The 24,423-nt window shown below is 60.2% G+C and carries 23 protein-coding genes, 1 tRNA gene and 1 riboswitch; of the genes, 15 read left to right on the top strand and 9 right to left on the bottom strand.

All coding sequences use genetic code 11. The features are described from left to right. The first annotated feature begins 11 nt into the window (after positions 1-11). Positions 12-1,370, top strand: coding sequence for a PepSY-associated TM helix domain-containing protein (locus tag HK26_RS09815; RefSeq protein ID WP_143296335.1), 1,359 nt, complete (start codon positions 12-14; stop codon positions 1,368-1,370). A 2-nt stretch (positions 1,371-1,372) separates the two neighbouring features. Here the strand turns inward: HK26_RS09815 and HK26_RS09810 are convergent, their stop codons facing one another. Both HK26_RS09810 and HK26_RS09805 read right to left on the bottom strand, forming a co-directional pair. Then, positions 1,373-2,014 carry an SCO family protein gene (locus HK26_RS09810; RefSeq protein ID WP_086639611.1) on the bottom strand — a complete coding sequence of 214 codons (642 nt, stop codon included), beginning with the start codon at positions 2,012-2,014 and terminating at the stop codon, positions 1,373-1,375. A gap of 347 nt (positions 2,015-2,361) precedes the next feature. Next, positions 2,362-2,451, bottom strand: a tRNA-Ser gene (locus HK26_RS09805). A 150-nt stretch (positions 2,452-2,601) separates the two neighbouring features. On the opposite strand from HK26_RS09805, the gene efp reads away from it, so the two are divergent. The 3 genes from efp (at position 2,602) to HK26_RS09790 (ending at position 7,123) form a co-directional block, all read left to right on the top strand. Continuing rightward, complete coding sequence (gene efp, locus HK26_RS09800) at positions 2,602-3,168, top strand: elongation factor P (RefSeq protein ID WP_025827465.1); 567 nt, start codon at positions 2,602-2,604, stop codon at positions 3,166-3,168. A 47-nt stretch (positions 3,169-3,215) separates the two neighbouring features. Further along, positions 3,216-4,046 carry an inositol monophosphatase family protein gene (locus HK26_RS09795; RefSeq protein WP_180539485.1) on the top strand — a complete coding sequence of 277 codons (831 nt, stop codon included), beginning with the start codon at positions 3,216-3,218 and terminating at the stop codon, positions 4,044-4,046. Positions 4,047-4,171: 125 nt separating this feature from the next. Beyond that, complete coding sequence (locus HK26_RS09790) at positions 4,172-7,123, top strand: ATP-dependent DNA helicase (RefSeq protein ID WP_086639609.1); 2,952 nt, start codon at positions 4,172-4,174, stop codon at positions 7,121-7,123. A gap of 24 nt (positions 7,124-7,147) precedes the next feature. On the opposite strand, the gene HK26_RS09785 is transcribed toward HK26_RS09790, so the two are convergent. Continuing rightward, positions 7,148-7,351: a cold-shock protein gene (locus tag HK26_RS09785; RefSeq protein WP_025827469.1), complete on the bottom strand. Its 204-nt coding sequence runs from the start codon at positions 7,349-7,351 to the stop codon at positions 7,148-7,150. A gap of 140 nt (positions 7,352-7,491) precedes the next feature. Continuing rightward, a complete protein-coding gene (locus HK26_RS09780) occupies positions 7,492-8,160 on the bottom strand; it encodes a dienelactone hydrolase family protein (RefSeq protein WP_086639608.1) in 669 nt (222 codons plus the stop codon). Positions 8,161-8,374: 214 nt separating this feature from the next. Here HK26_RS09780 and groES point away from each other — a divergent pair, with 214 nt between their 5' ends. From groES to HK26_RS09755, 5 genes are all read left to right on the top strand, one after another. Then, on the top strand, positions 8,375-8,668 hold the full coding sequence (gene groES / locus HK26_RS09775; RefSeq protein WP_086639607.1) for a co-chaperone GroES: 294 nt from the start codon (positions 8,375-8,377) through the stop codon (positions 8,666-8,668). A 52-nt stretch (positions 8,669-8,720) separates the two neighbouring features. Continuing rightward, positions 8,721-10,361, top strand: a complete 1,641-nt coding sequence (groL, locus tag HK26_RS09770) for a chaperonin GroEL (RefSeq protein WP_086639606.1) — start codon at positions 8,721-8,723, stop codon at positions 10,359-10,361. 367 nt (positions 10,362-10,728) lie between these two features. After that, entirely contained in the window at positions 10,729-12,072 is a 1,344-nt protein-coding gene (locus tag HK26_RS09765; protein WP_086639605.1) for an ammonium transporter, read from the top strand. A 106-nt stretch (positions 12,073-12,178) separates the two neighbouring features. Next, the gene (gene arfB / locus HK26_RS09760) at positions 12,179-12,601 is read left to right on the top strand and encodes an alternative ribosome rescue aminoacyl-tRNA hydrolase ArfB (protein ID WP_086639632.1); all 423 of its coding nucleotides are present in this window, start codon (positions 12,179-12,181) and stop codon (positions 12,599-12,601) included. Between the two features lie 204 nt (positions 12,602-12,805). Continuing rightward, positions 12,806-13,321, top strand: a complete 516-nt coding sequence (locus HK26_RS09755; protein ID WP_086639604.1) for a hypothetical protein — start codon at positions 12,806-12,808, stop codon at positions 13,319-13,321. A gap of 50 nt (positions 13,322-13,371) precedes the next feature. On the opposite strand, the gene HK26_RS09750 is transcribed toward HK26_RS09755, so the two are convergent. From HK26_RS09750 to HK26_RS09740, 3 genes are read right to left on the bottom strand one after another with little or no spacing between them, the layout of a single operon-like run. Then, positions 13,372-14,271 (bottom strand): retroviral-like aspartic protease family protein, encoded by a 900-nt coding sequence (locus HK26_RS09750; RefSeq protein ID WP_086639603.1) that lies wholly within the window; start codon positions 14,269-14,271, stop codon positions 13,372-13,374. 47 nt (positions 14,272-14,318) lie between these two features. Further along, positions 14,319-15,284: a prolyl aminopeptidase gene (gene pip, locus HK26_RS09745; RefSeq protein WP_086639602.1), complete on the bottom strand. Its 966-nt coding sequence runs from the start codon at positions 15,282-15,284 to the stop codon at positions 14,319-14,321. Positions 15,285-15,289: 5 nt separating this feature from the next. Then, positions 15,290-16,279, bottom strand: coding sequence for a tyrosine recombinase XerC (locus HK26_RS09740; RefSeq protein WP_086639631.1), 990 nt, complete (start codon positions 16,277-16,279; stop codon positions 15,290-15,292). Positions 16,280-16,426: 147 nt separating this feature from the next. Here HK26_RS09740 and HK26_RS09735 point away from each other — a divergent pair, with 147 nt between their 5' ends. Next, positions 16,427-18,649 (top strand): primosomal protein N', encoded by a 2,223-nt coding sequence (locus HK26_RS09735; protein ID WP_257640958.1) that lies wholly within the window; start codon positions 16,427-16,429, stop codon positions 18,647-18,649. 25 nt (positions 18,650-18,674) lie between these two features. Here HK26_RS09735 and yajC read toward each other — a convergent pair whose 3' ends face one another. Continuing rightward, complete coding sequence (gene yajC, locus HK26_RS09730; RefSeq protein WP_035372311.1) at positions 18,675-19,019, bottom strand: preprotein translocase subunit YajC; 345 nt, start codon at positions 19,017-19,019, stop codon at positions 18,675-18,677. Positions 19,020-19,149: 130 nt separating this feature from the next. Here yajC and HK26_RS09725 point away from each other — a divergent pair, with 130 nt between their 5' ends. The 4 genes from HK26_RS09725 (at position 19,150) to metZ (ending at position 23,729) form a co-directional block, all read left to right on the top strand. Continuing rightward, positions 19,150-20,019 carry an ATP-binding protein gene (locus HK26_RS09725; protein WP_086639600.1) on the top strand — a complete coding sequence of 290 codons (870 nt, stop codon included), beginning with the start codon at positions 19,150-19,152 and terminating at the stop codon, positions 20,017-20,019. Positions 20,020-20,133: 114 nt separating this feature from the next. Continuing rightward, positions 20,134-21,240, top strand: a complete 1,107-nt coding sequence (locus HK26_RS09720; RefSeq protein WP_086639630.1) for an aromatic ring-hydroxylating oxygenase subunit alpha — start codon at positions 20,134-20,136, stop codon at positions 21,238-21,240. After that, positions 21,233-22,216: an 8-oxo-dGTP diphosphatase MutT gene (gene mutT / locus HK26_RS13995; RefSeq protein ID WP_086639599.1), complete on the top strand. Its 984-nt coding sequence runs from the start codon at positions 21,233-21,235 to the stop codon at positions 22,214-22,216. Before HK26_RS09720 ends, mutT begins: the two co-directional genes overlap by 8 nt. A 109-nt stretch (positions 22,217-22,325) precedes the next feature. Beyond that, a riboswitch (SAM riboswitch) is annotated at positions 22,326-22,405 on the top strand. A gap of 115 nt (positions 22,406-22,520) precedes the next feature. Beyond that, positions 22,521-23,729 (top strand): O-succinylhomoserine sulfhydrylase, encoded by a 1,209-nt coding sequence (gene metZ, locus HK26_RS09710; protein ID WP_086639598.1) that lies wholly within the window; start codon positions 22,521-22,523, stop codon positions 23,727-23,729. Here metZ and HK26_RS09705 read toward each other — a convergent pair. Beyond that, positions 23,716-23,928 (bottom strand): hypothetical protein, encoded by a 213-nt coding sequence (locus HK26_RS09705; protein ID WP_086639597.1) that lies wholly within the window; start codon positions 23,926-23,928, stop codon positions 23,716-23,718. The two genes, metZ and HK26_RS09705, sit on opposite strands and share 14 nt — an antisense overlap. Before the next feature lie 20 nt (positions 23,929-23,948). Here HK26_RS09705 and apaG point away from each other — a divergent pair, with 20 nt between their 5' ends. Further along, positions 23,949-24,419: a Co2+/Mg2+ efflux protein ApaG gene (gene apaG / locus HK26_RS09700; RefSeq protein WP_086639596.1), complete on the top strand. Its 471-nt coding sequence runs from the start codon at positions 23,949-23,951 to the stop codon at positions 24,417-24,419. Positions 24,420-24,423: the final 4 nt, after the last annotated feature.

Below are 24,423 nucleotides of genomic sequence, written 5' to 3'. Positions count from 1 at the left end.
ATAACACTACCATGACCAGATACCTGACTACTCTCTGGCCTGATCGGCGCACGCTCTGGCGCTGGCATTTTTTTGCCGGGTTATGCTGCCTGCCTTTTGTGGCCTTCTTGTCTGTCACAGGCGCCATCTATCTCTTCAAACCACAGATTGATGCGTGGATAGACTGGAAATATGACCACCTGCCAGCAGCCGTCTCCCCCTCACCCGAGGGGGAGGTGCATGCAGCCCTTGCGGCTGTGCCACACAGTGCTTTTCTGGCCTATGAACTTCCGCATTCCCCACACAGCGCGGCAAGGGTTCTGTTAACCCGGCAGGATGGTCAGGCCGTGCGTGTGTACGTCGACAGAAATACCCATGCAGTGCTGAAAACCATACTGGAAGAAAGCAGGTTTGAGCGCCTGATCTTCCGGCTGCACGGACAGCTCCTTTTAGGGAATATTGGTTCTATCATTATGGAAATGGTCGCATCATGGACCATTGTTCTTGTTATCACGGGCCTGCTGCTCTGGTGGCCACGTGGCAGGCAAAGGCTGGCAGGTGTTATTTACCCTCGGCTTGGAGCAGACAGCCGAACCCGCTGGCGGGACCTGCACGCCGTAACAGGCGTGTGGATCTCTGTGTTTCTGGTACTGTTTCTGGTCTCTGGCCTTCCATGGTCTTTTGTGTGGGGGCATGCGCTGCAATCGGTTGAAAATACGGTTGGCCGCCTGACATCCGTCAAAGACTGGGAGATTGGCTCCGTACCAGCGGCCACGGTTATTGCCGGGCATCCCCCCACACCACCAGCATCCGCTCCTGCTCCAGCACCAAACACAATGGACATGCCGGGAATGGATATGCCCGACACACCTGCACCGGCTCCAGAACAACGCCAGTTGGAGGGGCTGGACACCGTTGTGCAGGCGGCCTCTGCTCTCTCATGGCCTGCTCCGGTGCTTGTAACCCCATCTGGCCCGCACTGGACCATCCGCTCGGACACACAGAACCGCCCCTTGCGAGAGAGCATGACAATAACACCAAGCGGGCACGTAACGGCCCATGCCACCTTTGCCCAGAAAGGCATGGTGGACCGCATAATTGGCTATGGTGTTGCCGCACATGAAGGCCAGCTTTTTGGCTGGGCAAACCAGATCATGAACATGCTGGTCGCGGGCGGTTTACTGCTCATGAGTAGTGCTGCCACACTCTTATGGCTCAAACGCAAACCCGCCGGGGGGCTGGGCGCGCCTCCTGCCCTGCACTCACAAAAAAACGGCTTTGCAGGCATAGCCCTGCTGATGGTTCTGGCTCTTGTTCTGCCAGAACTCGGTGCATCCTTACTTATTCTGGCTCTGGCTGCCTTGGCCATGAAGGCGCGGCGCAAACCCTGAAGTCAGGACGGCGGCAACAGGCGCTTAAGGTCTGCTACGATCTGATGGGCACTGGAATCAACAGGTATCATGCCGACAAGGTGGTTCTGCCCGTCCATCAGATACAGCAAGGAGCTATGATCGACCAGATACCCGGCCCCATCCCCCGAACGATGCCGTGCAGAGACATGAAACGCCTTCATAACCGGTTGCAGTTGTGCCTCACTGCCTGTCAGGCCGACAATCCTTGGGGAGAAGCGCTGTACGTAATTCTGGATAACCTCAGGCGTATCCCGCTCAGGATCAACCGAAATAAAAACCGGCGTAACACGCCCCCCCTGCGCACCAAGCTCATCAAGTGCAGCAGAAACAGTTGCCAAAGTCAGGGGGCAGACATCCACGCAATGCGTGTAGCCAAAATAGAGGAGCGTAAAATGACCGTAAAAATCGGCTTGGGTACGCGTTTTCCCGTATCCATCAATCAGGGTATAATCCCCGCCAATGGGTGCATGATGCTGGGATACCAACACGGCGCGCAACCCGGCCGCCCCAGCCAGCAGAACCAGAACGGCACCAAGAACGGGAAGTATTTTTTTCCACTCCGCTTGAGTGGAAGTCGAGGCTCTTCGAGTTTTGGTGGTGTTTGAACGGTTCTTCGGCTTCATACCCGAAGAATAGCAAATTCAGCCTGAGATTTCATTACAACCTACTTCATTTTTCTTATGGCTGTTTCGCTTATAGCGGCAAACATTCAGGGCTATGGCACAACACAAGCTGCCGAATAGCCTCATTTTAGGCGTCAGACACATGCAGGTTGCCAGCATGCAGTATATTCTAGCACGACAATGAATATAAATTCCTGCTTTGCGTTACCCACACAGAGCGAAATTTTACCCACTCATTACCCACAAAGCTATGCGCTTATATGAAACAAAATGAGAACACGTGAGAACACAAAAAGCGCAAAAAGCCCGGAATATCAAGGCTTTTGAGAGCTTATGAGAATGAGGGTTGGCGGAAGGGGTGGGATTCGAACCCACGGTACGCTCTCACGCACGCCGGTTTTCAAGACCGGTGCCTTAAACCGCTCGGCCACCCTTCCTTACCTGCTCAGGTGGAGGTCTTATAAACAGGATGCACCCCTTCTGTCCAGCGGTGCAAAGCGGGAGAGTTCACCTTGCAACGCTTGCCCTTCCCGCCGTGGAACTGTAGAAGCCCAGACAGAATAGCCATTCCTCATCAGGAACCAAGTATGAAACAGCAGGCAAACCTGATCCGCGCCGGTCAGGTCATTGAACATGACGGTCGTCGCTGGACGGTATTGAAACAGCAGATCATTACCCCGGGCAAGGGGGGGGCGTTCATTCAGGTTGAAATGCGCGACCTCAAGACCGGCAACAAAACCAACGAACGCTGGCGCACCGCCGACACGGTAGAACGTCTGATGACCGAAGACCGTGAATATCTGTATTCCTATACAGATGGTGAACTGCTGGTTCTCATGGACCCGGAAACATTTGAACAGCTTTCCGTTCCCGTGGACCTGCTGGGCGATCAGGCTCCCTTCATTCAGGACAACATGACCATCAACCTGCATCTGGTTGAAGGCGACCCGGTTGGCATTGACCTGCCGCCGCATGTTACGCTGGAAGTGGTTGAGGCTGACCCGGTTGTTAAGGGCCAGACCGCCAGCTCCTCCTACAAGCCCGCAATGCTGTCCAATGGTGTAAAAACCATGGTGCCGCCGTTTATCGAAGCGGGTGAACGCATTGTGGTCCGCACGGAAGACGGCTCTTACGTCGAACGCGCCAAGGACTGATTTTTTCAGGTTTTTTCTCTCCAGAGCAGGACTTAACTACAGTGGCCATGCGTCTCTCCCCCGTCATGATGGTGATGCAAACCGCAGCACAGAAAGCTGCCAAGCGTCTCCTGCGCGATTTTAACGAAGTCGAGCAGCTTCAGGTCAGCATCAAGGGGCCGGGTGACTTTGTTTCCCAGGCGGACCTGCGTGCGGAACAGACCTTGCGCGAAGAACTGGAGCGGGCCCGGCCGGGCTACGCCTTCCTTATGGAAGAATCCGGGGAATCGGGCAGCGAAAACTGGACATGGCGCTGGATTGTGGACCCGCTTGATGGCACATCCAACTTCCTGCACGGCATTCCGCACTGGGCCATCTCCATTGGTCTTCAGCGCCGCCTGCCCGATGGCAAGGTGGAACTGGCTGCGGCCCTGATCTACAACCCCGCAGCAGGGGAAATGTTCTGGGCAGAAAAAGGCAACGGGGCGTACCTCAACGAACGGCGTATCCGTGTTTCCGCCCGCCGGGACATGCACGAATCCCTGTTTGCAACGGGTATTCCCTTTGCCAAGGTTCCCGCCCGCCAGCGCCTGCCTTTTGCCCGCGTGCTGGGCAACCTGATGCCCCGCGTTGCTGGTGTCCGCCGCTTTGGCGCTGCTGCACTGGATCTGGCATGGGTCGCTGCGGGCCGCTACGAAGGGTACTGGGAATTCGGCATCAAACCATGGGATTGCGCCGCTGGTATTCTCATCGTGCGTGAGGCCGGCGGTCAGGTCACCGACCCTGATGGGGGTGAGCTTGATGACCTGCCCGATGATGTGATGATTGTTGCAGGCAATGGCCACATGCACGGCAAGCTGCTGGAAATTGTTGCCGACAGCCTGAAAAACCCCGAGTAAAATCCGGTTTTCCCGCAAACCCCGCCGTGCGCTGCCCGGCGGGGTTTTGTGTATCTGGCACTCTGCATAACGCCCTGCCTGTTCTTCTCTGGCATTTGCCGCCAGAATGGATCATGTAAAACAGAATGCAGCCATCCTTTCCCTCAGCCCATGACGCACCGGCCCTTATCTCCTGCCATGGTCGGTTTTCGCTGCTGACCGAAGATGGGGAACTGCTCAGCCTGAGCGCATCCGATGTGCGCGAGCGCCTGCATGCCATGCCATGCCCGCTGGTTGTGCATGCGCCAGCCCTTGCCCGCAAACTCGGCCTGCCCCCTACAGGCCAGCCCGCGCCATGGCTGGACCTGCTTGAGCTTTTTGCCTTCGTCTTTCCCGCCCAGACCGTTGCACCCACGCCACGCGGTCTGGCCATAGCCCTTGGGCTGGATGAGCAGAGCCTCCACACAACCGAGGCAGACCTGCTCCCCAGCCTGTTATCCATCCTGCTGGGAGCTCTGGCGCGGCAGGCCAAGGCAGGCCAGAGCGAACTGTTGGCAGCCTTTACCGTACGTCTGGGTCAGGCTGGCTGGGTCTGGACCGGCACCGTGGCCGAAACCATAGACCTACGTGCCAGACTGACCAATAACGGCAAACTGGCCGAGGAGGCCACACAACCCACTGACGCCCTAAGGGTATGGCGGCATCTGCCCAAATGGGAAGAACAGGCCCAGCGCCCGCCCCCCGCCTCCAACCCCATAAGCCCGGCAGAGGCGCGTGAACGGCTGACCCACATACTGGGCAGCGAGGCGGAAATACGCTCCGGACAGGCAGATTTTGCCAGTGTCTCGACCGAAGCCTTTGCCCCGCGCGCCATGCGCGGAGACCCCGCCATTGTGCTGGCCGAGGCAGGCACAGGCACAGGCAAGACTCTGGGCTACATTGCCCCCGCCAGCCTGTGGGCCGAGCGTAATGATGGGGCTGTGTGGATAAGCACCTACACCCGCCACCTGCAACGCCAGATTGAGCAGGAGACAAAACGCCTCTACCCTGACCCCGCAGCCCACCGCCAGCATGTGGTGTTGCGCAAAGGGCGGGAGAACTACCTGTGCCTGCTAAACATGGAAGAGGCCGTCAACAGTGCGGCCTCCCGCCCGGCTGGTGTGAGCATTGCCCTGTGCATGCTCGCCCGGTGGGCAATGGCCACAGCGGATGGAGACCTGTTTGGCGGAGACCTGCCCGGCTGGTTTGGAGACCTGTTCGGCCACGGCAATCTTGCGGGTGTGGCCGACCGTAGGGGCGAGTGCATTCACGGAGCCTGCGCGCATTATCAACGCTGCTTTGTGGAACACTCCATACGCCGTGCGCATGATGCCTCTCTGGTCATCGCCAATCATGCTCTGGTTATGACGCAGGCCGCCTACGCACAGGCGGGCATGAGCGATGATGACGAAGCCGGAGCGCAGGCCAACACCCCCTCGCGCTATGTGTTTGATGAGGGGCACCACCTGGCGGATGCCGCAGACAGTGCGTTCTGTGCCGAACTCTCCGGGCTGGAGGCGGCCGAACTGCGCCGCTGGCTACTGGGGGCTGAGGGCAGGCGCTCCCGGGCTCGCGGGCTCAAACGCAGGCTGGATGATCTGGTGGTGGGCCACCCAAAGCTGGAAAACCCGCTGGATGCGGCCCTGCTTGCGGCAACAGCCCTGCCTGCGCCGGGCTGGTCCACCCGTCTGGCACCAGAGGTGGCCAACGAACCACCACCACCAGAACCCATGGACCTGAGCACCCTGTTCCCGCCCGAGCCCGTAGCCGACCAGCCGGTTATGGAAAACCCGACGGAAGCTTTTTTGCGCCTGTTGCGCCAGCAGGCCATGGCCCGCTCGGCCGAAGGCGGCAAGCAGGCCATCCACGCTGCCATGGAATGTGACCTGCACCCGCTTATACCCGATATAGCAGAAGCCGGTCAGCAGCTTGCTCGCGCCCTTGGCCGCATTGTGGAACCCCTGCGCACCCTGAGCGAGCGCCTGCAAGCCCGCCTTGAGGACGATGCAGATACGCTGGATGCAACCACCCGTGGCCGCATAGAGGCCATGACCCGCGCCCTGCGCCGCCGCGCCATCTCCCGGCTGGATGCGTGGATTGCCATGCTTGCTGCGCTGGACCAGCCGCCAGAACCGGGCAGCACCCCGGCACATGTCCACTTCATCCGCCTTGAAAGACGCGAAAAACAGCGCGTGAACGAGCAGGACGTCGGCCTGTACCGCCATTGGCTGGACCCGACCATTCCATTTGCGGGCATTATGGCCGTACCCGCACAGGGTATGCTCATGACGTCGGCCACACTGCGTGACCAGCAGGGCGGCGCACAGGAGAGTGACGAGGCAGAAATTGCGTGGGAAGCGGCAGAAGCACGCACCGGGGCCAATCATTTTCCTTCCCCTGCCCTGCGCGCCAGTCTGGCCAGCCCGTTCGATTACGCCCGGCAGACCCGTGCCTTTATTGTAACGGATGTAGACAACAGCAGCATTGTGGACCTGTCTGCCGCGTTCCGCACGCTGTTCCAGTCCTCTGGCGGTGGGGGGCTTGGCCTGTTTACCGCCATATCCCGCCTGCGCGGCGTGTATGAGCGCATAGCTCCAACGCTGGAGAGCGAAGGCTTACCCCTTTACGCCCAGCATGTGGACGCGATGGACAACAATACGCTGGTGGATATTTTTCGGACGGAAGAGCACGCCTGCCTGCTTGGCACGGACGCCATGCGTGACGGTGTGGATGTTCCGGGCAACGCCCTGCGTCTGGTGGTATTTGAGCGCGTTCCCTGGCCCCGCCCCGACATTTTGCACCGCGAGCGGCGTATTCATCTGTCTGGTGGAGACCCCAAGGGTTTTGATGACCGCATAGCCCGGCTCAGGTTGCGGCAGGCATTCGGGCGGTTGATCCGCCGCCAGTCAGACAGGGGGGTATTTGTTCTGCTGGACCGGCGCACACCCACAAGGCTTTTAAGCGCTTTTCCCAACGGGGTTGCCGTTGAGCGGTGTGGTCTTGCACAGACTGCACGCCAGATTTCCGCCTTTTTGGCGGAGCAGGCCGGACAGGCGTAACCGGCCCGGCCCCGGACCGCTGTTTTAGAGCGGCTTCAGGTTGGTGGCTGCCTGCTTACCGCGTTCCTCCACCATGTCGTAGGACAGTTTCTGCCCATCATTCAACGCGCGCAGACCGGCTGCCTGTACAGCGGTAATATGCACAAACACGTCTTTCCCTCCATCATCGGGGGCAATAAAACCAAACCCTTTGGTGGCGTTGAACCATTTAACGGTACCTGTCGACATGAGCGAAGTCATCCTTATTTCGGCCAGTTACTCCTCCTGCACACGACGTGCCGCGAGGAGAGAGGACATTCTCCCCCACGACAGGGGGCGCTTGTCAATCACAATTCAGCCCGACCTGCCCTGAAGGCGCACAAAAATCCTTACGGATTGAGCGTGCTCTTGAGGAACGCAATGCTGCGCTCCTGCGCACTTACAAAGGCTTTTGCATTGTACGAGGCACGCTCCTCGCAGCCAAAACCGTGCTCTGCATCGTCGTACACATAAAGTTCCACTTCTGGGTGAGCAGCGCGAATGGCGGCTACATCGGTGTGGGGAATACTGGTGTCACGCTCACCAAAATGTAATTGCACAGGGCAATGCGGAGTCTCGTCCTTATGGTCGGCAATGCCCCCGCCATACCAGCCTACGGCTGCGGCAAAGTCATGCGTCCGGCAGGCGGCGTTCCATGCCAGTGCACCACCCCAGCAATAGCCGATCACCCCGACCCTGCGCGCCTTGAGCGCATGGGCCGCGGCCTGCACGTCCAGCAGGATTTTGGACAGAGGAATCTGCGCACGCAGGGCCAGCCCCTTCTCCACACCATCGGTCGTGTATTCCAGTTCCACCCCACGCTCGACACGGTCAAACAGGGCGGGGGCGATCACATGGAAGCCCGCCTGCGCAAACCGCTCGCACACGGAGCGGATATGGTGGTTCACGCCAAAAATTTCCTGCAACACCACCAAAGCGTATGGGTGCGTGCTCCGCTCGGTCTCCCATACGGCAAGTTCGTGGCCGTCTGCTGCCTCAATTGTGCGCATCTGTCCCATGTTCAATCTCCTTGTCAGGGATGAAGTTAAAACAAAAAGAAACTTCTCCCGCCTTCCTTGACTCACCTTGGGGGCGAACCTACTTTCTGCTCTAGCACTCCTTGTGGTGGAGTGCTAACGCGACGCGGCGTTATGTGTACGCGCGGTTCAAACGGGTGGCGCTGCTTTCTGACAAAGGGCGTCATCACAGCAAATGAATGTGGAGTGATCCATAATGACGAAGTTTCGTCCCTTACACGACCGGGTAGTTGTACGTCGCCTTGAAGGCGAACAGAAGACAGCCGGTGGCATCATCATTCCCGACACGGCAAAAGAAAAGCCGATGGAAGGCGAAGTGGTCGCTGTTGGTGCGGGTGCCCGCAACGAACAGGGTCAGGTTGTGGCGCTTGATGTCAAGGTCGGCGACCGCATTCTGTTTGGCAAATGGTCCGGCACGGAAGTGAAGATCGACGGCGAAGAGCTGCTGATCATGAAGGAAAGCGACATTCTGGGCATTGTCGCAGCCTGATCCGCTCTGATCCGACCGTTTACCTACAAAAGATCTTCACAGGAGAAATTCAATGGCTGCCAAAGACGTAAAGTTTGGTGCAGACGCACGCCAGCGTATGCTGCGCGGTGTGGACATTCTGGCTGACGCCGTAAAGGTAACACTCGGCCCCAAAGGCCGTAACGTTGTTCTGGACAAGAGCTTCGGCGCGCCCCGCATCACCAAGGACGGCGTTTCCGTCGCCAAGGAAATCGAACTGGCTGACAAGTTCGAAAACATGGGCGCACAGATGCTGCGCGAAGTGGCCTCCAAGACCAACGACGTGGCCGGTGACGGCACCACGACGGCAACCGTGCTGGCTCAGGCCATTGTGCGCGAAGGTCTGAAGGCTGTTGCAGCAGGCATGAACCCGATGGACCTCAAGCGCGGCGTGGACAAGGCCGTTGCCGTGGTTGTCGAGGAACTGAAGAAGAACGCCAAAAAGGTCACCACCCCGGCTGAAACCGCTCAGGTTGGCACCATCTCCGCCAATGGCGAGAGCGAAATCGGCAAGATGATCTCCGAAGCCATGCAGAAAGTTGGCTCCGAAGGCGTGATCACCGTTGAAGAAGCCAAGCACTTCCAGACCGAACTGGACGTGGTTGAAGGCATGCAGTTCGACCGTGGCTACATCTCTCCGTACTTCGTGACGAACCCGGAAAAGATGACGGCCGATCTGGAAAACCCCTACATCCTGATCCATGAAAAGAAGCTCTCTTCTCTTCAGCCGATCCTGCCCCTGCTGGAATCTGTTGTTCAGTCCGGCCGTCCGCTGCTGATCATTGCTGAAGACGTTGACGGCGAAGCGCTGGCAACTCTGGTTGTCAACAAGCTGCGCGGTGGGCTCAAGATTGCTGCTGTCAAGGCTCCCGGCTTTGGTGACCGCCGTAAAGCCATGCTTGAAGACATTGCCATCCTTACGGGTGGGCAGGTCATCAGCGAAGACCTCGGCATCAAGCTCGAAACCGTTACCCTGCCGATGCTTGGCACCGCCAAGAAAGTACACATCGACAAGGAAAACACCACCATTGTTGACGGCGCTGGCAACGGCGACGACATCAAGGGCCGCGTGAAGCAGATCCGTGCGCAGATCGAGGAAACCTCCTCCGACTACGACCGTGAAAAACTTCAGGAACGTCTGGCCAAGCTGGCTGGCGGTGTTGCCGTGATCCGCGTTGGCGGCTCCACGGAAATCGAAGTGAAGGAACGCAAGGACCGCGTGGACGACGCCCTGCACGCAACCCGCGCAGCAGTGGAAGAAGGCATTGTTCCCGGTGGTGGCACGGCTCTGGCCCGCGCAACCAAGGCTCTGGCCCACTTGCACTACCACAATGACGACCAGCGCGTTGGTGGCAACATCATCCTCAGCGCTCTGCAGGCTCCCCTGCGCCAGATCGCCCTGAACGCGGGTGAAGACGGTGCCGTGGTCGCCAACAAGGTGCTCGAAAGCGAAGACTACAACTTCGGCTTCGACGCACAGGCTGGCGAATACAAGAACCTGGTTGAAGCCGGTATTATCGACCCGGCCAAGGTTGTCCGTACCGCTCTGCAGGACGCAGCATCCGTTGCTGGCCTGCTGATCACCACGGAAGCCATGGTTGCAGAACGCCCTGAAAAGAAGGCAGCCCCTGCGGGCGGGCCTGACATGGGCGGCATGGGTGGCATGGACTTCTAAGTCCCCCCAACCGGGTTTTGGGAATGTGGGGGGAGTTGGCCTGACTGGCTCCCCCTCTCCTTCCCAGACAGGTATTAAGGGCGTGCAGACCTTCGGGTGTGCGCGCCCTTTTTGCGTTAAGGGTCTGCCGCGCTGTGATTTTTATGGCTTTTTGAGCGCACAAGTCAGATTGTAAAAATAATTCGGTATCAAACCGGATTGCCTCCCCGGTCATTCCGGAATAGATACAATACAATTAGGCCTGTCGCTGCCTTGCACGAATCTGGCGAGCATCAATGGCTGCGTATTTTAAGGAGAACGCATCATCATGTCAGCGCGACCCTTCCAAGCTGTCAACCCGGCGAGAGGTCCAGTTATCCGCAAGACCATGGCTATTCTGTCGGTCAGTCTTGTAGCAGCACTTGGCTGTTCCGGGGCCTATGCCGCGGATGCAGCACCTCCTCCGATCGACACGGGGGATACGGCATGGATGCTTACCAGCACCGCACTTGTGCTGATGATGACCATCCCCGGTCTTGCCCTGTTCTATGCGGGCATGGTGCGCAAGAAAAACGTGCTGGCCACACTCATGCAGTCCTTTGCGCTGTGCTGCATCATGTCCATTGTATGGATGGTCGCGGGTTATTCGCTCGCCTTTACAACGGGTACGCCGTGGATTGGCGGCTTCTCCCGCGTGCTGCTTAACGGCATTGGCGCACACATCCATAACGGGGCGGACGTGGGCTTTACACTGGGTGCGGACAGCCCCAATGCAACAACCATGACCATCCCCGAGAGCATCTTCATGATGTTCCAGATGACCTTCGCCATCATCACTCCTGCCCTGATCTCTGGTGCATATGCCGAGCGCATGAAGTTCAGCGCCATGTGCATCTTCTCCATTGTCTGGTCTTTGGTCGTCTATGCGCCCATCGCCCACTGGGTCTGGAGCCCGATCGGCTGGCTGGCGGGCCTTGGTACGGCTGACTTTGCCGGTGGTACGGTTGTGCACATCAATGCTGGTGTGGCCGGTCTGGTCTGTGCGCTGGTGCTGGGCCGCCGCAAAGGGTACGGGCAGGACGACCTTTCTCCTTTCAACCTGACCTATGCCGTTATCGGTGCTGCCCTGCTGTGGGTTGGCTGGTTCGGCTTTAACGCAGGGTCCGCTGTTGGTGCCAACGGTCGTGCAGGCATGGCCATGGCCGCAACCCAGATTGCCGCTGCTGGTGCTGGTGTGTCCTGGATGGTGGCTGAATGGCTGCGTTCGGGCAAACCCACAGTGCTGGGCGTGATCTCCGGCGCTGTTGGCGGGCTGGTTGCCATTACACCTGCTGCAGGCTTTGTGCTGCCGGGCAGTGCGCTGATTATCGGCCTGATTACTGGCGTTGTCTGCTACTGGGGCGCCACATCCCTTAAACACATGATGGGGTATGACGACAGCCTGGACGCCTTTGGCGTACACGGCGTGGGCGGTATTGTTGGCGCGCTGCTGACCGGCCTGCTGGCTTACGGCCCCCTTTCCGCCACAGACGCTAACCCCACGGGTGTTGTCGGCTCCCTGCACCAGTTGCTTGTGCAGTCCGAGGCGGTACTGGTGACCATTGTGTGGTGTGCCTTTGCCTCCTACATCATCCTCAAGGTGATTGATCTGGCAATCGGGCTGCGCGTGACCGCTGATCAGGAACTCGAAGGGCTGGATATGTCCCTCCATGGTGAGCGGATCAACAACTGAGCGGCTAACCCCACTCTTTTGAACAAAAACCTCCGTGCCACAAACACGGAGGTTTTTTTATGCCCGCAGCCACGCACTGGCAGGCAAACCATGCTATGCCCCGGCCATGGCTATTTCCATTCTTCCCACCCTGTCGCTGCCAGAGTCCGAGCTCGAAGTCAGCTATATTCTGGCCTCAGGCCCCGGTGGGCAGAATGTGAACAAGGTCGCAACTGCGGCCCAACTGCGTTTTAATGCCGCACTATCCCCCTCCCTGCCTGAGCGGATACGCACACGTGTGCTGGAGCTGGCAGGCACCAGAGCCACGCGCGACGGCGTTATTGTAATTACTGCGCGGCGCTTCCGTACCCAGTTGCGTAACCGCGAAGACGCCATAGAGCGGCTGGTCGCCCTGATCCGGGAGGCCGCACACCGCCCCGCCTTCCGTGTGGCCACACGTCCGGGCCGGGCGGCACGCCAGCGCAGACTGGACGGCAAGGCCCACCGTGCCACCATCAAACGTGGACGCTCCGCCCGGTTTGATGACTGAACACACCACACATTGGCTTACCCGCTACCAAGTCCCCACCAGCACTACTGGCCGGAGAGCCGGGGCATATGCGTATTAATATTTTATTCATGCTGCGCAAAGCCGTGAGACGAGCATTCCTCGTCCATGGTTTTTCATGATACTGATGCAAGGTAGGCAGCATGGGGCTGCCGCTCAATCGTCCTCCTTGCATGAGGTATATTCATGACTGTTGTTGCACGCACCGGATTGGCCGCTCTGCTGCTTGGCTGCGCCACAGCCCTTTCCCTTCCCAGCGCCCACGCCATGACGGTGAAGGAGTGCCACGAGAAGTTCAAGGAAGCCAAAACCGCCAATACGCTCAAAGGTCAGTCTTTTAAGGAATTCAAGGCCAGCTCCTGCGATACGGCAGTACAGGCTCCGGCCCCCGCAACTGCTGCGGCAACAGCAGCCCCCGCCGCTACCAAGGCAGCAGCCAAGCCAGAAGCCGCAGCAAGCGCAGAGGCCGAAAAACCTGCCAAGCAGACGGCAGCCGCCACCGCAGCATCGGCCACAAATGCAACCCTGCCCACGGCCGTAGCTGCGCAATATGCCAAGCTCGCCCCCGGCAAAGCCCGCATGAAAACCTGCCTTGACCAGTACAACGCCAACAAGACCAGCAATGCCAATGCTGGCCTGAAGTGGATTGAAAAAGGCGGTGGCTACTACAGCGTGTGCAACAAGCACCTGAAGGGCGAATAACCTTTTCCCACGGTTATGGGGCACATTCCCCCATAACCGTGGCAGCACCTTTAGCGCGTGCGCCCCGTTGCGGGCATGACATACAGCGTATGTGTGCGATACGATATCCACACCCTGTGCGCGGCAAACCAGTCTGCTCCAAGCAGCATGTCCACCGTATCCTGCACCGGAGCCACCGTGAGCACGGGTGCGTGCTCCTGCTCCTGCCCCACCTGCATCATGCCGAACTTATGCCAGTGGTACGTCTGCTGGTGACCATCCACCCCTGTGGTCAGCCCACCGGGGTCTGTGGCAAGCTGAGCGGCACTCACGCCCATGCGCTCAGCCGCACGGGTTGAGACAATGCATGAGCGCGCCCCGCTATCGACCAGCGCCTCCAGAGCATGCCCATCCAGTTCCACACGGGCAATAACCCGCTCGCCCACATTCTGCAGGGGGACTGCACGGTAAATATAGCGCCACCCCTGCGGCCCGGCACACTCTGGCGTTCCCACAGACCAGAAGGAGAGCGTGCCCTGTGCCACGTCAAACTCCACATCGTACCGCGAGAGCAGGTCCCCCCCGACCAGCCCTTCCACCGCAGGCTCCGTGCGCGGCACTGCGGGTAAGGTGTCCACTGGAACAGAAACGGGGCCAAACTCCAGCCCCCCCATTTTAAAGGAACGTACCACCGCATTGGGCACAATGCGGCCAACGCCACCCGTGCCATGCACCATGGTATGCCTGCTCGGATCAAGCCGCGTGTCAAACAACGCTGCGGCCTCGGGCGAGAGCAGGCTACCCTCCGAGCCGGTATCGACAATCATACTTGCAGCATGGCCGTTCAGGCTGACCGGAATATTCAGGAACCCCTGATCATTCCGCAAGGCAACCCGCGCAACCAGCTTGGGGCAGGACTGGGCACTGGCCGCATACGGGGCAAGCCCGAGCAGGGGCAGAGCCACTGCCATGCCGTATAGCCAGCCCCCTCCACCCTTTTGCTTGACCCGAGCGGGTGTCATGCCAGTTCCCGCGCAAAACGGTCCGTGGCATTGAGCAGGGCGGTCAGGATACCGGGTTCAAACAGGGCGTGGCCAGCAGCATCAATCAGCTGGAAATCTGCCTCCGGCCATGCCCTATGCAGGTCCCATGCGGTGCGCACGGGGGTTGCCATGTCATACCGCCCTTGCACAATTACGGTCGGGATGTGGCGGATGCGGTCCACATCAGCAATAAGCTGCCCTTCTTCCAGCCAGCCACCATGCACAAAATAATGGTTTTCAATACGGGAGAAGGCCAGAGCGTAATCGGCCTCGTCATGCTGATGTTCCATTTCGGGGCAAGGCAGCAGGGTCAGGGTGCGCCCTTCCCACAGGCTCCATGCCCGCGCGGCTTCCAGCCGCTCCTCCCTGTTGTCCGAAATCAGGCGTTTACGGTAAGCGCCCATCATGTCCGCCCGCTCGGCGGCAGGGATGGGGGCTACAAAGTCCTCCCATTTGTCGGGGAACAGCCAGGACGCTCCTTCCTGATAATACCAGAGCAGTTCGGCACGACGCAGGGTAAAAATCCCCCGCAGCATCAGGGCACTCACGCGCGTCGGGTGCGCCTGCGCATAGGCCAGCGCCAGTGTGGACCCCCATGAACCACCAAAAACGGCCCATTTTTCCACACCACACAGGGTGCGCAGGCGCTCTATATCGGCCACGAGATGCCACGTCGTATTAGCCTCGAGCGAGGCATGCGGGCGCGAGCGGCCACAGCCGCGCTGGTCAAACAGCACAATGCGGTAGCGCGCGGGGTCAAACAACTGGCGCTGGGCGGCCGAACACCCGCCCCCCGGCCCACCGTGCAGAAACACAACCGGAATACCATCGGGGTTACCACACTGCTCCCAGTAAACCTGATGCCCCTCCCCGGTATCCAGATAGCCATGGGCGTAGGGTTCTATTTCGGGCCACGGAGTGCGGTGGGCGGTGCTTGTCATAACCCTCAACCTTCTTTTTCATGGGTGTTGCGCTCCATTTGCGCACGCGGATGCGCACGCGTCCAGACATCAAGCAGACGCGCCTCATCCGCCAGCGTGTAGCGCTGCGTGGTGGACAGGCTGGCATGGCCCAGCAGTTCCTGAATAACGCGCAAATCCGCGCCGCCTTCCATCAGATGTGTAGCAAAGGAATGGCGCAGGGCATGCGGCGTTACGTGTTCGGGCAGGCCATTGCCAATGCGCCATTCACGCATGGCCTTCTGGGCAATGGCGGGTTGCAGGCGCCCCCCCCGAACCCCGACAAACAGCGGACTATCCGCTGTGGCCGCAGGGTGGCGTTTGCGCCATGCCTCCAGCGCCTTGCGCACAACAGGCAGCACTGGCACCAGCCGCTCCTTGCCCCCCTTGCCATGAATGCGCAGCACGCCACTGCCATCCATGCCCTGCAAATCGGCTATGTTCAGGTTCAGCGCTTCAGAAATACGCAGGCCACACCCGTATAGCAGCAAAAAAAGCGTTGCATTGCGCTGCTCCTCCATGGGCGTACGCGCCATGCTGGCTATGTCCTCCGGGGCGAGCAGTGCTGCCTCCCGCGCCAGCGGGCGGGGCAGCGTTTTTTTGGTGCGGGGCAGCCGCAAAAGCGAGACTGCCGGATTCTCCACCCCTTCCCTGCGCGCCAGATATTTAAAAAATGACCGCAGGGCAGAAACGCGGCGCGCCCGGGTGCGCGCCGCCTGATCCGGTGTTGTCTTCCGCGCAAGGGGGCGCTTGGCCTGCGCTTGCGCCTGTGCAACCTCATGCGCAAGCCATGCCCTGAGGTCCCGCAGGCTCAGACTGGCAAGGCCCTGCATATCAGGCGGCCCACCCAGATGCGTGGTCATGAACGCCAGAAAACGGGCCAGGTCCCCCCGGTAGGCCTCTATGGTTAAAGGGGAGGCCCGTTTTTCCACCGCCATCCACGCCAGAAATTTTTGTACCGCGTCCTCGCCCGTCATACCCTTCCGCTCCCCCCAGTGCTGGCGCCAGTGCATTGCGTTCAGGCAAAAAGCCCCGCAGGCAACCCCTGTTCTTTAAGCACCCACACGCTTAAACAGAAAAACATGGCAGTGGCACCTCCTCCCCCGCATGCGCATGACCCGGACATGCCCTCCCCCGCAGCACAGGCAAGGCGCGTGCCCGTGCTGCTGCCCATGCCCTTTGCCGGAGCGTTTGACTACAAAGCCCCCGCAGATATGCGACTCAGGGCGGGGGATATTGTCAGCGTTCCTCTGGGCAACCGCCGCCAGACCGGCGTGGTATGGGATAGCCAGAGCGCTCTACCACCCGACCTTGCCCAACCCGCACCGAACAAAACAGTTGCAGACAACCGCCTGCGCGCCGTGGCCGAACGGCTGGACCTGCCCCCGCTCAATGCCGAACTCCGCCATTTTGTGGACTGGGTAGCCGCCTATACCCTCTCCCCCCCCGGTATGGTGCTGGCCATGACCCTGCGCCTGCACATGAAGGGCAGCGCACCAGCCCCTGCAACCGGCTGGATGGTGCAAAGCCCAGCACCGACTACATTGCGCATGACCCCCGCACGCCAAAGCGTACTGGCACTTATGGCAGACGGCACCACCCGCACCACAACGGACATTGCCAGTGCCGCCGGGGTCAGTGCCGGTGTAGTCAAGGGGCTGGCGGATGCTGGAGCGCTACGCCCGGTTCTGCTGGAGCCTGCCCGTCCTTTTGCCCAACCAGACCCCCTGCACCACCCCCCAACACTGGAAGGCGCGCAGGAGGATGCCGCCGCAGCCCTGCGCCAGAGCGTGCGGGAGAAAAAATTCTCCGTTACCCTGCTTGAAGGGGTAACAGGCTCAGGCAAAACGGAAATCTACCTTGAAGCCATAGCCGCCTGCCTTGAACAGGGGCAGCAGGCCCTTGTGCTGCTGCCAGAAATTGCGCTGTCCGCCCAATGGATGGAGCGCTTTACCCGCCGCTTTGGCGTACGCCCCGCCGTATGGCACTCCGAAATCGGGCAGAAGGCACGCCGTCAGACATGGCTGGGCGCTGCCGACGGATCGGTTACGGTAGTGGTTGGTGCACGCTCTGCCCTGTTCCTGCCGTTTTGCAACCCCGGCCTGATTATTGTGGATGAAGAGCACGAATCCCTGTTCAAGCAGGAGGAAGGCGTCATTTACAACGCACGGGACATGGCGGTTGTGCGCGGCAGGCTGGCAGGTTTTCCTGTTGTTGTGGTCTCTGCCACCCCCAGCCTGGAAACACTGGCCAATGCACAGGCCGGGCGTTACCAGCGCCTTGTCCTGCCCACCCGCCATGGCGGCGCATCCCTGCCACAAACCCACCTGCTGGACATGCGCGACGCCCCACCCGAGCGCGGGATGTTCCTCTCCCCCAAACTGGTGAAGGACATAGCTGCCACTCTGGGGCGGGAGGAGCAGGCCATGCTGTTCCTCAACCGCCGTGGGTATGCACCCCTCACCCTGTGCCGCACATGCGGGCACCGTATGGAATGCCCCCACTGCACGGCATGGCTGGTGGAGCACCGTAACCGGCAGGTGTTAAGCTGCCATTACTGTGACCACACAGAACCCATGCCCCCCGTTTGCCCAAGCTGCAAAACCGAACACAGCCTGACCGCCATAGGGCCGGGAATCGAGCGCATAACCGAGGAGGCGCGTCAGCTCTTCCCCGATGCGCGCATTCTTGTCATGTCGAGCGACACGCTGGGCGGCCCTGCTGCTACGGCAGAAGCCGTGGCCAAAATTGCCCGCCGCGAGGTGGACCTGATTATTGGCACACAGATCGTGGCCAAGGGCTGGCACTTCCCGCATCTGACGCTTGTTGGCATTGTGGATGCCGATCTGGGGCTTGGCGGGGCGGACCTGCGGGCGGGGGAGCGCACCATCCAGCTTTTGCATCAGGTAGCCGGGCGCGCGGGGCGGGCCTCCGCACCCGGGCGGGTGGTGCTGCAAAGCTATACGCCGGAACATCCGGTCATGCAGGCGCTGCTTTCTGGCGATTTTGACCAGTTCATGGAGCAGGAGGCAGAACAGCGCCGCCCCGGCTTCTGGCCCCCGTACGGGCGGCTGGCGGCCCTGATTATCAGCGCGGACACCCCACAGGCGGCGGATGAGGCCGCCGCCCGCTTTGGCCGCACGGCACCTTATGGGGAAGGTATTCAGGTACTGGGGCCGGCACCGGCCCCACTGGCGCTGCTACGCGGGCGGCACCGCCGCAGGCTGCTGCTGCGCACATGGCGCAACATTGCGGTGCAACCCATATTGCACCGCTGGCTGGGACTGGTGCAGCTGGACAGGCACATGCGGGTCGAGGTGGATATAGACCCCGTATCCTTCCTGTAACCTACCCCATACCTTAATTTGGCACTTAGTCGTTGGCAGGCTTGGCTGTGCTGGTCAGCACGGTGGAAATGGTCTCACGCATCACCATAACGCGCACGTTGGGTGCAATTTCCACTTCCACTTCGCTCGAATCTTCCTTGGTGCGCTGCACAACGCCCACAACACCACCGGCTGTTACAATCCGGTCGCCCCGACGCAGGGCCTTGAGTTCGGACTTGAGCTGCTTCTGCCGCTGCTGCTGCGGGCGGATGAGCAGAAAATACATGATGGCAAACACAGCCACAAACGGCAGGAAGGACATAAGCCCCGAAACACCGCCAGAGCCTCCGGCTGTCTGGGCGTATGCAGCGGGGATAAGAAAATCGGACATAAGGTTACAGACCTTCAACAATGGCTGGTTGCGAAAACAGAAGAAGTGACCATAATTTTCAATCCCTCCGCGTCAAGCTCCCATGCGGGGGAAAGAGCGCCAGAAAGACCTTAATAAGGAATAAAAACCGATGGACCAGACCCTACTGCCAACATTGGACCGTATTGCCTCGGCTCTGGAGCGCCTTTCCCCGCCCCCCGCAACGCTGGATGGGGTGGATGGCGCGGATGCTTTTGTGTGGCTGCCAGAGCGCGGGCGGCTGCTGCCCATAGCCCATGTGGCCCACGTACCCGTTGACCTGCTACAGGGCATAGACCTGCAACGGCGTATTCTGCTGGAGAACACGCGCCATTTTGCCCACGGCCTGCCTGCCAACAACGCCATGCTGTGGGGTGCGCGCGGCATGGGCAAGTCATCGCTCGTCAAGGGTGCGCACGCGCTGGTCAATCAGGTGGACGGCAGACCCTGCACACCAGGTGCGGGCCGGGTGGCGCTGATAGAAATCCAGCGCGAAGACCTGACAAGCCTGCCACTCCTGCTCAGCTTGCTGCGCGAGAACCCGCGCCGCTTTATCCTGTTCTGCGATGACCTGTCGTTTGAAAAGGAGGACCGCGATTACAAAGCCCTCAAATCCGTGCTGGATGGGGGCATTGCGGGGCGACCGGAAAATGTTCTGTTCTACGCCACATCCAACCGCCGCCACCTGATGCCGCGTGACATGATAGAAAACGAACGCGCGACCGCCATAAACCCGTCCGAGGCCACGGAGGAAAAAGTCTCCCTCTCCGACCGGTTTGGCCTGTGGCTTGGCTTCCATGCCTGCGAGCAGGATACCTACGCCGATATGGTCAAAACCTACGCCCGCGCACGGAACCTGCCCATTGCTGGCGACGCCCTGCTGGCCCGCGCCAATGAATGGGCCATTACCCGTGGCAGCCGCTCCGGCCGTGTGGCATACCAGTTTGTGGAGGCCCTGACCGCCGAACTGGCCGCGCATTAATTTGCCAGACTGCCCCCTATGGTCTTGCATCGCGCAGGCCTATGCGTTGAGAATAGCATTCGCAAATGGCAGCATCACACCGATGCTGCGGGGGTCCCCCTGATTCGAGGCGCCATGAACCAGACAGTACCGCCCTGCCCTGATGATGCATCCTTTGGGGCGGAAACACGCTCCAGCACAACGGACATACGCAGGGTACGCTCAAACCCCGACTACTGGTACCCGGTCGCATGGTCGCACGAACTCAAAGCAGGCAAAACCATAGGCACCCGCTACGCAGGCACGCCCATAGCGCTGGTGCGCCCGGTGGAAGGCCCCGTTTTTGCTCTGGAGGACCGCTGCGCGCACAGGCAGGTGCCACTCAGCAAGGGTGTTGTCTCGGGCAGTTCGGTCAAATGCTGCTACCATGGCTGGGCCTATGGCCGCTCTGGCCGGTGTATTGATGTGCCCTATCTGGGCAAGGGCAAGCTGCCCAACGGCGTGCGCACCTTCCCCTGCCGCGAGCAGAACGGCATGATCTTTGTCTTCCCCGGCGACCCGGAGAAGGCCCAGAGCGTGCCCCTTGCCCCCCATCTGGCCAAGGCAGACAACCCCGCTTACAAAACCCGCTATTTTGGCCGCAAGGTCGGGTGCCACTACAGCTTCATGCATGAGAACCTGATGGACATGAACCACCAGTTCATGCACTCCAAACAGATGGGGCAGATGAAGCCCCGCTTTCTGGGCCAGAAGCGCGAACCCGGACTGGTGGAAGCCCGCTACAGCTTTGCCCGCACAGGCGGTAAGCAACCGTATGGCGAGGCGCTGATTTTTGGCGAGCGGCGTGATGCATCGGACAAGTTCCAGCACCGCGATGTCATGACCATCCGCACCGAATACCCTTACCAGACCCTGCGTATCCAGACAGGGGATGAAGACCCGGTCATGGACCTGTGGATTGTGTACACCCCCCAGAGCGCGGATGAACTGACCAACCGGACCTTTGGCCTGCTCTCGGTCAAACGGCCCAAAATTCCGGGTATTCTGGACCTTGCATGGCCGCTGCTAGTAGCCTTTACCGAGCGGATTTTTGCCGAAGACCGCGAAATTGTGGAGCTGGAGCAAACCGCATGGCGCGAACTGGGCGGCGACCATAACGTGGAGGTCTTCCCCGTTATCAACGCACTCAGGGCTCTTCTGGTTGAATGCGGCATTCCCCCTGCCAGCGAGTCCCATGCCTGATACCGGACCTTTGTTACTGGATGCTGGCCCGTATCTGTTACGCCCGCTCCAGCCTGATGATGCAACCACCCTGCACCACCTCGTCAACGACTGGGAGGTGGTGCGTATGCTCAGCCGCCTGCCTTTTCCCTACCCGCGGGATCTGGCGGATAACTGGATTGCCTCAACCTGCCAGATGCAGGCACGGGGCGAGGGGTACCATTTTGCCATAACCACACCCGGTGGGGCTTTTCTGGGCTGTATTGGGGTGCGTATTCAAACCCTGCCACAGGTGGGGCGCGTGGGCATGCTGGGCTACTGGGTTGGCCGCCCTTACTGGGGGCAGGGTATTGCCACCCATGCCGCGACCCGCATGGCCCGCTGGGCCCTTGCCCATCTGGACATTACCGCCCTGCGCGCAACGGCAGCGCAGGATAATGCCGCCTCCATCCGTGTGCTTGAACATGCGGGGTTCCGCCACTGCGGTACCGACAGGCAGATGTTTACCGCCCGCGGCACGGAACTACCTGTTGCCATGATGGAAGCCAACCGGACCGATCTGGACATGAGCACCACACCCATCCCCCCCCAGAGCACCCGCAAGCTTGTGCTGGTCAGTGCAGCAGCGCTGATAGATGCACGTGGCCACATTCTGCTCGCCCGCAGGCCAGAGGGCAAAAGCATGGCCGGGTTATGGGAGTTCCCCGGTGGCAAGGTAGAGCCGGGAGAAACACCCGAGGCGGCCCTTGTACGCGAACTGCATGAGGAACTGGGGCTGGATATGGCGCGCGCCTGTCTGGCGCCCTTTACCTTTGCATCCCACGCCTACCCCGGCTTTGACCTGCTGATGCCCCTGTACATCTGCCGCCGCTGGCAGGGCACCCCCACCGCGCGGGAGGGGCAGAAGCTGGCGTGGGTCGCCCCCTCCGCCCTGCGCGATTACGCCATGCCAGAGGCTGACCTGCCATTTATTCCCCTATTGCAGACGTTATTATAGATCGTAACCACAACCCTGATATGTGGAATATGGGCGGTTCGTAGATAAAATACATTCTTGACGAAGGATAAGAACACGGATTAACCAGAACACAGAATGTTTCCAACCGGAGACCTTCCCTCGTGATTTGTTGGGCCGGCTTGCGGCGAGGTAAAAAAAACGCGCTAAAGAGGCTTTGACGGCGCGCATAATCCGACGTCATGGTTTCCACGGTCAATTTGAGAGCCCAAACCCTGCGGATGAGCGCACCCCTGCGCACGCCCCGTGGTTTGGATCAGGCACGAAAGAACCGGATACTAGTCCCATGAGTGATAACCAGACTTCCTCCCCCAAGGCGTGGCGCCCGGCCACACGTCAGCTCCATGCCGGTCTGGAGCGCACTGAATATGGCGAAACCAGCGAGGCCCTCTTTCTGACCTCCGGCTTTGTGTATGACAATGCCGAGCAGGCGGCCAAAACCTTTACGGGTGAGGTCACGCACTACCAGTACAGCCGCTTTGGCAACCCCACCACAGCAGCGCTTGAAAACCGCCTTGCCGACCTGGAAGGGGCCGAGGCCTGCGTGGCCACAGCCACAGGCATGGGGGCTGTATCTTCCGCCCTGCTCTCCCACGTAACGGCTGGCGGGCGCGTTGTGGCCTCCCGCGCGCTGTTTGGGTCCTGCCACTGGATTGTCAACCACCTGCTCCCCCGTTACGGCGTGGAAACCGTGTTTGTGGATGGCGAGGATCTGGCCCAGTGGGACGAGGCACTGTCCGTCCCGACCGATGCGGTGCTGCTGGAAAGCCCGTCCAACCCCATGCTCGATATTCTCGACATTGCCGCCATTTCCGAGCGGGCCCACAAGGCCGGGGCCATTGTGATCGTGGACAATGTGTTTGCCTCCCCCATCTTCCAAAAGCCACTGGAACTTGGGGCCGATGTGGTGGTCTATTCGTGTACCAAGCACATAGATGGTCAGGGCCGTGTGCTGGGTGGGGCCGTACTGGGCCGCAAGGACTGGATTACCGAGACCCTTCAGCCCTTCACCCGCAACACCGGCAATGCGCTCTCCCCCTTTAATGCGTGGGTCATGCTTAAAGGGCTGGAAACCCTGTCCCTGCGGGTGGAAGCCATGGCCCGTAACGCTGCTGCCGTAGCGGACTACCTTGCCTCTGCTCCGGGGATCAAACTGGTGCGTTACCCCGGCCGCAAGGACCACCCGCAGTACGAACTGGCCCAGCGCCAGATGAGCGGCAACGGTACGCTGGTGGCGTTTGTGGTCGAGGGCGGGCAGAAAGAGGCCTTCGCCTTTATGAACGCGCTGGAACTGATCGCCATTTCCAACAATCTGGGCGATTCCCGCTCGCTGGTCACGCACCCGGCCACCACCACCCACTCCAAGATCAGCCCCGAAGAACGGGCAGCCCTTGGCATTACCGATGGCGCCATCCGCTTTTCTGTCGGGCTGGAGGACAGTGCGGACCTGATAGACGACCTGGCACGTGGTGTTGCCGCTCTCAAAGCGCTGTAAAAACTCCATAACCTGCGTACAGTGTGCGCCCGAGCCAGCGTAAGCCCGGCTCGGGCCACCACCACGCAGGGTGCTCCCCATGTGCTGCATGGTGGATCGCGCTTTGCACAACCCCCATGTTCATGATACTGGCTCCCTCTTCGCATCCAATGCGAGCATGGCGCGCGGAACGGCTGATCTGGGCCGAACCTTTTTCCATTTTGCAGGAGCTGGAGACTCATGGCCGACTGGGCCGTTGCCCCCTTTGCACAATCCCCGGAAGATGCTCTGAACGACCTGTTTTCGCCACTTCCGGTGTACGAGGCCATTACAGAGGGTATTCGCGTTCAGGTGCAGGTCTTCTGGCTACCCGACCAGTCCGAACCGGACGAGCACAGTTACTGTTGGGTTTACCGCATCCGCATTGGCAACGACACCGTCCGCCCGGTGCAACTGCTGGAGCGGACATGGCATATTACCGACACATCCGGCCGGACCGAATATGTCCATGGCGAGGGTGTGGTGGGCGAACAGCCGATTATTCAGCCCGGCACTCTTTACGAATATACGTCCGGTGCGTCTCTTTCCACGCCCGGTGGGTTCATGCGCGGGTCTTACCTGTTGCAGACCACCACGGACAAAAAACGGTTTGATGCCGTCATTCCCGCCTTCAGCCTGGACAGCCCCTTCCAGAACCACCAGCTCCAATAACCAA

This window comes from Acetobacter okinawensis (genome assembly GCF_002153655.1).
GTDB lineage: Bacteria > Pseudomonadota > Alphaproteobacteria > Acetobacterales > Acetobacteraceae > Acetobacter > Acetobacter okinawensis_A.
Note: the sequence above shows the minus strand (reverse complement) of the source record. Positions and strands in the feature narration are given on the sequence as shown.